This is a genomic window from Serratia sp. TSA_198.1, from assembly GCF_052686505.1.
In genome coordinates, this window is record NZ_JBQZFP010000006.1 from 262,605 (window position 1) to 273,319 (window position 10,715).

Genomic DNA, 10,715 nt, shown 5'->3' on the forward strand with positions numbered 1-10,715 from the left:
TTCCCATCAGGCTTCGGCACGGTGTATACCGTGCCGAAGAGCGGCGTCAGATCAGATTGAAATAACGGTCGGGTTTGAGCAGCGCAGGCAGAGGTTTTTGATTGTTCATTTCCATCAGATTACGTTCGATGGTATTGCAGATGGCATTCAATGGCAGATCATTGGCGCTGGTACCAAAGGGATCTTCCAGCTCTTCGGCCAGTGAGTCCCAGGACAAAAAGGTATAAGAAATAAAGACGGAAACGAACGGCGTCATGTAATGCAAATCAGAAACCAGCGCAAACGGCAGCAAGGAACAGAATAAATATACGGTGCGTTGCAGGATCAGCGTGTAGGCGAAAGGCACCGGCGTGTTGGCTATTCTTTCGCAACCACCGAGAACATGTGCGAGTTCATCCAGTTTATTATCGAGCATTTTATAGGTGATATCGCTTAATTTACCCGCGAGACGCAATTTGCCAATCTCATCGCCCAATAATAACAAGACTCTGTTAGTGGGCATTGGGCTGGCGATGATCTCCGAGAAAGCCTCTCTCGGTAAAATGCGATATAAGTCAGCCGTGGGATCGGTGTTTCTTAATTGGTGCTTCAAACTCCAGCTAAACGCAATAAGATACTTTGCTATTTCTTCATGATTTTTTTTATCTTCCGGAAGCAGGTTTTTTAATTGTCTCAATAATGTACGCTCCGCTATCAGCAGGGTTCCCCATAACATTCGCGCTTCAACAAAGCGGCTGTAGCTGGCGCTGTTGCGAAAACCCAGAAAAATAGCGATGGCGATCCCCAACAGGCTAAAGGGAGCAATGGTGAGATGTATGCCAAGTTGTTCATACCATTGATAAATGATGATGGCGACAATAGACATGAGGATATTTAAAAACAGGCGGAAGGTGATTTTTGACAACACCGAACCGTGCCAGTCAAACAGGCGGAGAAACCAGTGTTGGTTTGGGCGAATAATCATGGGTTTACTACTCCCTGGTAGCTTACTTTTGGCTGTGATTGTTTTAGTGATGAATAATTATCATGGCCGATAATATGTAACAATGTATGAGATTTATCATTGGCAAGTGAATGTTTACTGTATGACATAGGGCGATGATGATCAGACTCTCTGAGTCGGTGTTTAAATTATCTGATTTATTTATTCAATAATCAATACATCCAAAAAATAATTAAGATTGTGCTGCTAAGATAAATAAGAGTTATTGAATGACCCACCGTTTGTACGCCCCATTTTCGTTTAATGGCCGAGACACGGAAGCCAAATGAGAATAAAGAGTATTTTCTGCCGACGGAATGCCCTGCGCGTTGCCGGGATGTACGGATTGCGATTCGTCTCGGTTTAAGGATACGCTTGCCCTGGGCTCTGGTATTCTTATGGAGCGTGTTGTGAGTTGGATGTTCTCCGGAGCGGCAAATCCAATCCGTTTGGTGTTGAAGCACAGCGGGCTCGTCAGGTACTTTGCGTGTTGGCGTGCCCAAACCTGTACCCTATTCATTTCATGAAAAGACCAACCCCAGGAACCGCAATGCCTGCCAGTCAAACCTCTAGGAGCACTCTCTGATGCTGGAGATGTTATTACAGTGGTACCGTCGTCGCTTCACCGATCCGCAGGCTATCGCTCTGCTGGTGATTCTGGTCGCCGGGTTCCTCATTCTCTATTTTCTGCACGGTATTTTGACGCCGCTGCTGGTGGCCATCGTGCTGGCGTATCTGCTGGAGTGGCCGACCGCGCGGCTGCAGCGTATCGGCTGTTCGCGCAACTGGGCGGCGAGCCTGGTGATGATCATGTTCGCCGGCATCGCGATGCTGCTGGTGTTTGTGGTGGCGCCGACCGCCTGGCAGCAGGGCATCAACCTGATGACCGATCTGCCGGGGATGCTCAATCAATTCTATAACTTTGCGGCGACGCTGCCGAAGCGTTATCCGGCGCTGGTCGATGCCGGTATCATCGATATGATGGCGGAGAACCTGCGCGGGCGGCTGTCGGGCATGGGGGAGTCGGTGGTGAAATTCTCGCTGGCTTCACTGGTCGGGCTGCTGACGCTGGCGATTTACCTGATTCTGGTGCCGATGATGATGTTCTTCCTGCTGAAGGACAAAGAGCAAATGCTCAACGCGGTGCGCCGCGTACTGCCGCGCAATCGCGGGTTGGCGGGGCAGGTGTGGATTGAGATGAACCAGCAGATCACCAACTATATCCGCGGCAAGGTGCTCGAGATGGTGATCGTCGGCGTGGCGACCTATCTGGTGTTCGTTATTTTGGATATGCGCTATTCGCTGCTGCTGGCGGTGCTGGTTGGTTTCTCGGTGCTGATCCCTTATATCGGCGCGGTGTTGGTAACCATTCCTGTGGTGGTGGTGGCGATGTTCCAATGGGGCGTCGGCGCCGATTTCTGGACGCTGATCGTCGCCTATCTGGTGGTGCAGGGGCTGGACGGCAACCTGTTGGTGCCCATTTTGTTCTCCGAGGCGGTCAATCTGCATCCGCTGGTGATTATCTTGTCGGTGATCATCTTTGGCGGGCTGTGGGGCTTTTGGGGCGTGTTCTTTGCTATCCCGCTGGCCACGCTGGTGAAGGCGGTGATACACGCCTGGCCGGACGAACTGCGGGTGGACACGGAACTGGAATAAGCGGGAATGACGAAGCGCAGCAGGCTGCTGCGCTTCGAGAGCATTATTGCTGCAGGTAACTCAGAACGATGTCGTGATGATTGGTGGTTTTGAAATCATCAAACACTTTCTCGACTTTACCCTTGGTATCAATCAGGAAGCTGATACGGTGAATTCCGTCATAGGTTTTCCCCATAAAGGTTTTTTCACCCCAAACGCCGAACTGCTGCGCCACCTGATGATCCTCATCAGATAGCAGCGTGAAATTTAACAACTCTTTCTCGGCAAAACGCGACAGCTTCTCTGGTTTATCCGTGCTGATGCCCAGCACTTCGACACCCGCTTTTTTCAAGTCATCCATGTTATCCCGCAGACCGCAGGCCTGAACGGTGCAACCCGGCGTCATCGCCTTCGGATAAAAATAAACAAGCACTCGCTGTCCCTGGAAGTCGGCCAAATTAATTTCCTCACCGTCCTGGTCAGGCAAACTAAATTTCGGCGCTGTGTCACCGGCTTTCAATGGGCTCATCACTACTCTCCATCTTTCTCATCATGCTGTGGATAGTTAACAACGCTAATACTGCCTTGTGCGTTCAATTCTGTACATAGGCGATGAAAGGCTTGCTCGATATTTGATGCATCCGCGTTGCCGGGGCTGTGCGCGGTGATCTGAATGTAAAGCTGCGGCGGCAGGTGACCTTCCGCCGGTTGGGTTCTGGACACCAGCTCGGCAATGTTCATCTGGCTGGAGTCGAACAGATCGGTGAAGCGTTCAATGATGTGCGGCGAGTCTTTCACCTCAACCTGCACCCACACCGTGGCCGGCATCGGCGGCCTTTCATGCGAATTGGTGCGTTTCATCACAATCAGCAGCTCCATCTCCGCGCCTTTTTGCGGCAGAGTGGATTCAATCAGGGTAATCGCGTTCCAACTGCCGGAAAGCAGCATGATGAAAGTGAACTCCTCACCCAGCATGGCCAGACGGCTATCTTCGATATTGCACCCGCAGCTGCTGACGTGGCGGGTGATGGCATTGACGATTCCGGGGCGGTCGGCGCCGAGCGCGGTAATCACGAGATAGTGTTCATCTGGCTTAGGCAAAATGGATCTTCCTGTCGTGCTCAATGGGGTTACCATGGTAAACATAAAAAAAACCGCCTGCCAAGCGCTTACAACGCTGTTGTTTGCTTGCTTTTGGATAGGTAGCAAAAGTACCATGAGTGACTTGTTTGTGGAGGGGACGGCCAATGTTTACGGGAAGTATTGTTGCACTGGTTACGCCGATGGACGACAAAGGTGCTGTCGATCGTGCGAGCCTAAAAAAACTGATTGATTATCATGTAGCCAGTGGGACCTCGGCCATTGTTTCCGTAGGGACGACCGGCGAGTCCGCAACGCTTGCCCATGACGAGCACGTTGAGGTGGTATTGCAGACGCTGGAACTGGCCGCGGGCCGCATTCCGGTGATCGCAGGTACGGGCTCCAACGCCACCGCCGAAGCCATTTCGCTGACCAAAAGCTTCGAAAATACCGGCGTAGTAGGGTGCCTGACGGTAACGCCTTACTACAATAAGCCGACCCAGGAAGGGCTGTACCAGCACTTCAAGGCGATTGCCGAAAGCACCGAGCTGCCGCAGATCCTCTATAACGTGCCTTCACGCACCGGTTGTGACATGCTGCCGCCGGTGATTGCGCGTTTAGCAAAAATTAAGAATATTGTTGCCGTTAAAGAGGCAACAGGGAACTTAAGTCGTGTAAGTCAGATCCAAGTGCTGGTTGATGATGAAGATTTCATTTTGCTGAGCGGCGATGACGCCAGCGGTCTGGATTTCATGCAACTGGGCGGCAAAGGGGTGATTTCCGTGACGGCCAACGTGGCGGCGCGTGAAATGGCGCAGCTTTGCACGCTGGCAGCACAGGGCAACTTTGCTGAAGCACGCCGCCTAAATCAGCGCTTGATGCCGTTGCATCAGGATTTGTTTGTAGAAGCAAACCCAATTCCGGTGAAATGGGCCTGTAAGGCATTGGGATTGATGGCAACCGATACGATGCGTCTGCCTATGACGCCGTTGACCGACGCTGCTCGTCCGATCGTTGAGCGCGCGTTAAAAAGCGCCGGTTTGCTGTAACTCTAAGGGAAATTTGATGGTTTATTCATTGCAAAAGTCGACGGTAGCAAAAGTCGTGGGTATTTCGCTGGTTATGATGCTGGCCGCCTGTACCACCGATCAGCGTTACAAACGCCAGGTCAGCGGCGATGAGTCTTATCTCAACGCGTCGGAGCTCAAACCGTTGAACGCGCCGGCCGGTATGATCCTGCCGGTGCAGAGCGGGAATTATGATGTTCCGGCAACCACGCAGAAAGGCGGCGTTGGCAAGCAACTGGATATTCGCCCACCTGTGCAGCCGCTGGCGTTGCTGAGCGGTTCACGCGCGCAGTATGCCGGCGACAGCGGTACGCTGCTGCTGGAAAACAGCCCGCAGAACCAGAACCTGTGGTCACGCGTCGTCAGCATGTTGCAGACGAAAAATATCGCGATTGCCTCGCGTCAGGACGCCGGTCAGACACTGACTACCGACTGGGTGAAATGGAACCGTCTGGATGAAGACAACCAGTACGAAGGCCGCTACCAGATCAGCGTGCAGCAGCAGGGTTACCAGCAGGCGCTGGTGGTGAAAACCGTCGGTTTGCAGCAGCAGGGCAAAACCGAGCAGATTACCGATCCTTCCGAAGTGCAGCGCTACAACGGCATGATGATGAACACCATCGTTGAAGGTCTGGACAAGCAGGACAACCTGGTGAGCAGCCAAACCGCTAACCGCTTCGGCGCGCTGGACGTGCAGAGCGGCGCGGATGACACCGGCTTGCCGATGTTGGTCGTGCGCGGTCCTTATACCGTAGTGTGGGATCGCCTGCCTGCGGCGTTGGAAAAACTGGGGATGAAAGTGGGTGACCGCAGCCGTCCGCAGGGCACCGTCGCCGTGACCTACAAATCCCTGAGCGGTAGCGACTGGGATGCGTTGGGCGCCAAGGATCCTGAACTGACCGAAGGCGATTACAAACTGCAGGTCGGTGATTTGAACAACCGTACCAGCCTGCAATTTATCGATCCGAAAGGGAAGCCGTTGACCCAGTCGCAAAACGACGGGTTGGTTGCGGCATTCCAGGCTGCGTTCAGTAAAACCAGCGTTAAATAACTAAAAAAGGGGCTGCGGCCCCTTTTTGTTTTATCTGTACGGTATCGTTTGCGTTCCAGGTTTGGCACAATATGCCCATCATTCTTGAAGCTACAGCTGTGTTGGCTGCGTGCACTCACCCCAGTCACTTACTTGAGTAAGCTCCCGGGGATTCCTGCCCTTGCCGCCTTGCTGTAACTCCAATTATTTTGGGTATATCACACCTGTGTGTTGAAGCGTTTTTAAAACAATTCTTTATTGGAGTATGTAAGATGCAAAAGCTAGCTGAGTTGTATCGCGGAAAGGCAAAAACCGTCTACACCACCGAAAACCCCGATCTGCTGGTGTTAGAGTTCCGCAACGATACGTCAGCACTGGATGGTCAGCGCATTGAGCAGTTTGATCGCAAGGGCATGGTAAACAACAAGTTCAACCATTTCATCATGAGCAAACTGGAAGAAGCCGGCATTCCGACGCAAATGGAACGCCTGCTGTCCGACAACGAAGTGCTGGTGAAGAAGCTCGACATGGTGCCGGTCGAATGCGTGATCCGCAACCGCGCCGCCGGTTCGCTGGTGAAGCGTTTGGGCATTGAAGAAGGCCTGGTGCTGAACCCGCCGCTGTTCGACCTGTTCCTGAAAAACGATGCGATGCACGATCCGATGGTCAACGAATCCTACTGCGAAACTTTCGGCTGGGTGAACAAAGAGCATCTGGCGCGCATGCGTGAGCTGAGCTACAAAGCGAACGACGTGCTGAGCAAGCTGTTTGACGACGCGGGCCTGATCCTGGTCGACTTCAAGCTGGAGTTCGGTCTGTTCAACGGCGAAGTGGTGCTGGGCGATGAGTTCTCGCCGGATGGCAGCCGCCTGTGGGACAAAAACACCCTGGACAAGATGGACAAAGACCGTTTCCGTCAGAGCCTGGGTGGCCTGATTGAAGCCTACGAAGAAGTTGCGCGCCGCATTGGCGTGAAACTGGACTAAGCGTCCTCCCGCAATACGGGGCTATCCTGCCGGAGCGCCCCGTCATTTATTCATTTTCCCTTCCGTCTGCATTTCCAGAAAAATTCTACATTTCCCGCCTCGTTAACCATTTATAATGGCAATCAGTGGGCTAGTTTCCTACGATTATTAAAAACCTAATCTGGAGTTTACTTATGCGTTGGCAAGGGCGTCGGGAAAGTGACAATGTTGAGGATCGTCGCGGGGAGTCTTCAGGTCTGGGCGGCGGCGGGGGCTTTCGCGCGCCAATCGGCGGCAAAGGCGGTATCGTCATTCTGGTGGTGGTGCTGGTGGCCGGCTATTACGGCATCGATCTCTCACCGCTGTTGAACGGCGGTGACGTTAGCCCGCAAACTCAGCAACAGAGCGCCAGCATCAGTCCAAAAGACGATGAGTTGGCCAAGTTTACCTCGGTAGTGCTGGCTTCTACCGAAGATAACTGGAAAGAAGTTTTCCAGCGTATGGGCAAAACCTATCAACCGCCCAAACTGGTGATGTATCGCGGCGTGACGCGCACCAACTGCGGCACCGGCCAGTCTGCGATGGGGCCATTCTATTGCCCGGGCGATAAAACGGTGTATATCGATCTGTCGTTCTACCAGGATATGAAAACCAAGCTGGGCGCCGGCGGTGACTTTGCGCAGGCCTACGTGGTGGCGCACGAAGTCGGCCACCACGTGCAGAACCTGCTGGGCATTGAGCCTAAAGTGCGTCAGATGCAACAGGGCGCCAGCCAGGTTGAAGTGAACCGCCTGTCGGTAAAAATGGAACTGCAGGCAGACTGCTTTGCCGGTGTTTGGGGCAAATATGCCGAGAAGCAGCAGATGCTGGAAGAGGGGGATTTGCAGGCGGCATTGAACGCCGCACAGGCGATCGGCGACGACCGTTTACAGCAGCAGGGCCAGGGGCGCGTAGTGCCGGACAGCTTCACCCACGGCACCTCGCAACAGCGTTACACCTGGTTTAAACAGGGCTTCGACAGCGGCGATCCGAACACCTGCAACACCTTCGCATCCCGTTGATATACCCTGCCGGAGCCTGACTCCGGCATTTTTTTAGGTGGGAACATAGCCTTGCTACAGGCAATGCAACAACTCATGCGGCAGCAGGGCATCAGACGCCTGCTGGTGCTCAGCGGTGAGCCGCAATGGTGCCGCCAACAGGCGCAACAGCTGGCTGCAAGCCTGCCGGGCGACTGGCCGTGGGTGGGAGAAAACCCGCCAACCGGCTTGCAACCTCTGGCGAGCGGCGCGGTGCGAACCCTGTTGGGCCAAGAGCGGCTGCATGCGGTGTTTGACGCGACAATGGGCCTGGATGTTGAAGCCTTGGCGGCGCTGGCGGGCACGCTGCGCGCCGGCAGTTGGCTGTTGTTGCTGACGCCGCCCTGGCGTGAATGGCATCAGCAACCGGACGCCGACAGCCTGCGTTGGAGCGATTGTCCGCAGCCTATCACCACCCCGTATTTTATCCGTCATCTGCGACACCATCTTGCGGCGGACAGCGAAGTCACGTTCTGGCGACAGGGTGAGGCGCTGGCGTTGGCGGCATTGCCGGAGCGCCCGCCCTGGCAGGCACCCGATGGCCACCCCACTGCAGAACAGCAAAGGCTACTGGAGCAACTGCTGAATGCCTCGGCGGGTGTCTGGGTGCTGACCGCGGCACGTGGGCGCGGCAAGTCAACGCTGGCAGGCATGTTGGTGGCGAATACGCCGCTCACCTGCTGGATGACCGGGCCGAGCCGTGCCGCCACCGACGTTGCCGGCGAATGGGCACAGGGGCGCGCGCAGTTCTGGGCGCCGGACGCGCTGCTGGCGCATTGCCGCGAGCATGACGTCAGCAACGTGGGTTGGTTGCTGGTGGATGAAGCGGCGGCTATTCCCGGCCCGCTGTTGCAACAGTTGGTCAGTTATTTCCCTCGTGTATTGCTGACTACCACCGTGCAGGGCTATGAAGGCACCGGCCGGGGGTTTTTGCTGAAGTTCTGCGCCGGGTTGCCTTCGTTCCGGCCATTAGGATTACGGCAACCCATGCGTTGGGCTGAAGGCGATGCGTTGGAACGGGCGATAGATAATGCTCTGTTGTTCAATGAACAACCGGAATGGCGGGCGACTGCGCAGGCCGCCAGTTTCAGCCTGGTCGAACAGAGCGCGCTGTGCGCCGATCCCCAACGGTTGGCGCGTTTTTACGCTCTGCTGAGCAGCGCCCATTACCGCACCACGCCGCTCGATCTACGGCGGCTGATGGATGCACCCGGCATGCACTTTGGCGTGGCGCAGGTGGAAGAAGAAGTGGTTGGCGCGTTGTGGCTGGTGGATGAAGGGGGCCTGAACGCCGAACTGGCGCATGAGGTTTGGGCTGGCCGACGGCGGCCGCGCGGTAACCTGGTGGCTCAGTCGCTGGCGGCGCATGGCGGCCAGTGGTGGGCGCCGACGTTGAGTTCGCGCCGCATTACCCGCATTGCGGTGCTGCCTGCCTTGCGCCAACAGGGCATTGCCCGCAGCCTGATCGCGCAGCAGCGCCAACGGGCGCAGGGGCTGGATTTCCTTTCGGTCAGTTTTGGCTACACCGAACCGCTGTGGCGTTTTTGGCAATCCTGCGGTTTTGAGCTGGTGCGTATTGGCAGCAAGACGGAGGCCAGCAGCGGTTGTTATACCGCCATGGCCATCCTGGCGTTGAGCGAGCAGGGTGAGGCGCTGCGGCATGCGGCGCATAAGCACCTGGCACGCGATTGGCGCTGGTTGCAGCACCGGGTTGATCTGCAACTGGAGATCACCGGCGATGACGGCGATACGCAGCTGAGTGAGGATGACTGGCGTGAACTGGCCGGATTTTCCTTCGCCCATCGGCCGCTGGAGGCCAGCCTGGGTGCGCTGCAACGCTTGCTGTTGGCCAGCGGCTTACCGCTGCCCGCGCTGCGCGAGCATCTGCAACAGCAAAGGACGACGGCAGACTGCGTGACGCAGTTTGGCCTCAGCGGCCAAAAAGCCTTGCTGCGCCACTGGCGGCTGGAGGCAGCGCAGGCGCTCGAACAACTGGATGAGCAACACTGTCTGCGCTGGCGCAACTGGGCGCAGTCGCGGTCATTGCAATAAATCGACAATGTTGTTCAATAAAACCCGATTTTCCTGATTTCTCAGCGGCGTATAGTGGACGCCAACGGCCCGGAACCTCCGGGCGACATCTGATGAAGACGAGGAGTCACCATGAAACATGAGCATTTCGTTGTCCAAAGCCCGGCAACACCGGCGGTACAGCTGATCTTGCTGTTTCACGGTGTCGGCGATAACCCGGTGGCAATGGGCGAAATCGGCAGCTACTTCGCCAAAGATTTCCCGCAGGCGCAGGTCGTCAGTATCGGCGGCCCGGCGGCTTTCGATAACGGCAACGGTCGCCAATGGTTCTCGGTGCAGGGCGTGACCGAAGAGAACCGCGCCGAGCGCATTGCACAGGTAATGCCGCAGTTCGTCGAAACCGTGCGTTATTGGCAACAGCAGAGCGGTGTCGGTTACGCCGGGACCGCGTTGGTCGGTTTTTCTCAGGGATCGATCATGGCGCTGGAAGCCTTGAAAGCGGAAGCTAAACTGGCCGGCCGCGTGGTGGCCTTCAGCGGGCGCTTTGCCAGCTTGCCGGAGCAAGCTTTCGGCGAAAGCGTCGTGCATTTGATCCACGGCGAAGAGGATGCGGTGATCGCCGTGCAGCACGCCAAAGCGGCGGCGGAACGGTTGCAGGCCATCGGCGTGGATTTCACGCTGGACGTGGAGCAGGGCGTCGGGCATGGCATCAATCAGGGCATGATGAATAATGCCCTCGAGCGATTGCACTACTACGTACCTCAGCGCTACTGGGATGAAGCGCTGTTTGGCAAACGCGGCGATTTGATCGCCTTTCGATAATATTCCCCCTGACGGGCGCGGCTA

Annotated in this window: 10 protein-coding genes; 7 read left to right on the plus strand and 3 right to left on the minus strand. The window is 55.8% G+C overall.

Going from position 1 to position 10,715, the window contains the following annotated elements; genetic code table 11:
• Window positions 1–46: 46 nt before the first annotated feature.
• A complete protein-coding gene (locus ACUTSW_RS21370; RefSeq protein ID WP_166729167.1) occupies window positions 47–964 on the minus strand; it encodes a bestrophin family protein in 918 nt (305 codons plus the stop codon).
• Between the two features lie 603 nt (window positions 965–1,567).
• On the opposite strand from ACUTSW_RS21370, the gene ACUTSW_RS21375 reads away from it, so the two are divergent.
• Window positions 1,568–2,638, plus strand: a complete 1,071-nt coding sequence (locus tag ACUTSW_RS21375) for an AI-2E family transporter (RefSeq protein ID WP_062868227.1) — start codon at window positions 1,568–1,570, stop codon at window positions 2,636–2,638.
• Window positions 2,639–2,681: 43 nt separating this feature from the next.
• Here ACUTSW_RS21375 and bcp read toward each other — a convergent pair whose 3' ends face one another.
• Both bcp and ACUTSW_RS21385 read right to left on the minus strand, forming a co-directional pair.
• Complete coding sequence (gene bcp / locus ACUTSW_RS21380) at window positions 2,682–3,146, minus strand: thioredoxin-dependent thiol peroxidase (RefSeq protein WP_006316879.1); 465 nt, start codon at window positions 3,144–3,146, stop codon at window positions 2,682–2,684.
• 2 nt (window positions 3,147–3,148) lie between these two features.
• Window positions 3,149–3,754 (minus strand): glycine cleavage system transcriptional repressor, encoded by a 606-nt coding sequence (locus ACUTSW_RS21385; RefSeq protein WP_445585317.1) that lies wholly within the window; start codon window positions 3,752–3,754, stop codon window positions 3,149–3,151.
• A gap of 110 nt (window positions 3,755–3,864) precedes the next feature.
• Here ACUTSW_RS21385 and dapA point away from each other — a divergent pair, with 110 nt between their 5' ends.
• The 6 genes from dapA to ypfH all read left to right on the plus strand — a co-directional run bounded on the left by dapA (window position 3,865) and on the right by ypfH (window position 10,691).
• On the plus strand, window positions 3,865–4,746 hold the full coding sequence (gene dapA, locus ACUTSW_RS21390; protein ID WP_004951829.1) for a 4-hydroxy-tetrahydrodipicolinate synthase: 882 nt from the start codon (window positions 3,865–3,867) through the stop codon (window positions 4,744–4,746).
• 16 nt (window positions 4,747–4,762) lie between these two features.
• Window positions 4,763–5,815: an outer membrane protein assembly factor BamC gene (bamC, locus tag ACUTSW_RS21395; RefSeq protein ID WP_004951828.1), complete on the plus strand. Its 1,053-nt coding sequence runs from the start codon at window positions 4,763–4,765 to the stop codon at window positions 5,813–5,815.
• Between the two features lie 251 nt (window positions 5,816–6,066).
• Window positions 6,067–6,780 carry a phosphoribosylaminoimidazolesuccinocarboxamide synthase gene (gene purC, locus ACUTSW_RS21400; protein WP_020828051.1) on the plus strand — a complete coding sequence of 238 codons (714 nt, stop codon included), beginning with the start codon at window positions 6,067–6,069 and terminating at the stop codon, window positions 6,778–6,780.
• Between the two features lie 173 nt (window positions 6,781–6,953).
• Window positions 6,954–7,820, plus strand: coding sequence for a KPN_02809 family neutral zinc metallopeptidase (ypfJ, locus tag ACUTSW_RS21405; protein ID WP_004951822.1), 867 nt, complete (start codon window positions 6,954–6,956; stop codon window positions 7,818–7,820).
• A gap of 75 nt (window positions 7,821–7,895) precedes the next feature.
• A complete protein-coding gene (locus tag ACUTSW_RS21410) occupies window positions 7,896–9,890 on the plus strand; it encodes a tRNA(Met) cytidine acetyltransferase TmcA (protein WP_445585318.1) in 1,995 nt (664 codons plus the stop codon).
• Window positions 9,891–10,001: 111 nt separating this feature from the next.
• The gene (gene ypfH / locus ACUTSW_RS21415) at window positions 10,002–10,691 is read left to right on the plus strand and encodes an esterase (protein ID WP_063197274.1); all 690 of its coding nucleotides are present in this window, start codon (window positions 10,002–10,004) and stop codon (window positions 10,689–10,691) included.
• Window positions 10,692–10,715: the final 24 nt, after the last annotated feature.

Coding starts and splice junctions, on each gene's coding strand:
- ACUTSW_RS21370 (WP_166729167.1), bottom strand. CDS start 964: ATGATTATTCGCCCAAACCAACACTGGTTTCTCCGCCTGTTTGACTGG.
- ACUTSW_RS21375 (WP_062868227.1), top strand. CDS start 1,568: ATGCTGGAGATGTTATTACAGTGGTACCGTCGTCGCTTCACCGATCCG.
- bcp (WP_006316879.1), bottom strand. CDS start 3,146: ATGAGCCCATTGAAAGCCGGTGACACAGCGCCGAAATTTAGTTTGCCT.
- ACUTSW_RS21385 (WP_445585317.1), bottom strand. CDS start 3,754: ATGGTAACCCCATTGAGCACGACAGGAAGATCCATTTTGCCTAAGCCA.
- dapA (WP_004951829.1), top strand. CDS start 3,865: ATGTTTACGGGAAGTATTGTTGCACTGGTTACGCCGATGGACGACAAA.
- bamC (WP_004951828.1), top strand. CDS start 4,763: ATGGTTTATTCATTGCAAAAGTCGACGGTAGCAAAAGTCGTGGGTATT.
- purC (WP_020828051.1), top strand. CDS start 6,067: ATGCAAAAGCTAGCTGAGTTGTATCGCGGAAAGGCAAAAACCGTCTAC.
- ypfJ (WP_004951822.1), top strand. CDS start 6,954: ATGCGTTGGCAAGGGCGTCGGGAAAGTGACAATGTTGAGGATCGTCGC.
- ACUTSW_RS21410 (WP_445585318.1), top strand. CDS start 7,896: ATGCGGCAGCAGGGCATCAGACGCCTGCTGGTGCTCAGCGGTGAGCCG.
- ypfH (WP_063197274.1), top strand. CDS start 10,002: ATGAAACATGAGCATTTCGTTGTCCAAAGCCCGGCAACACCGGCGGTA.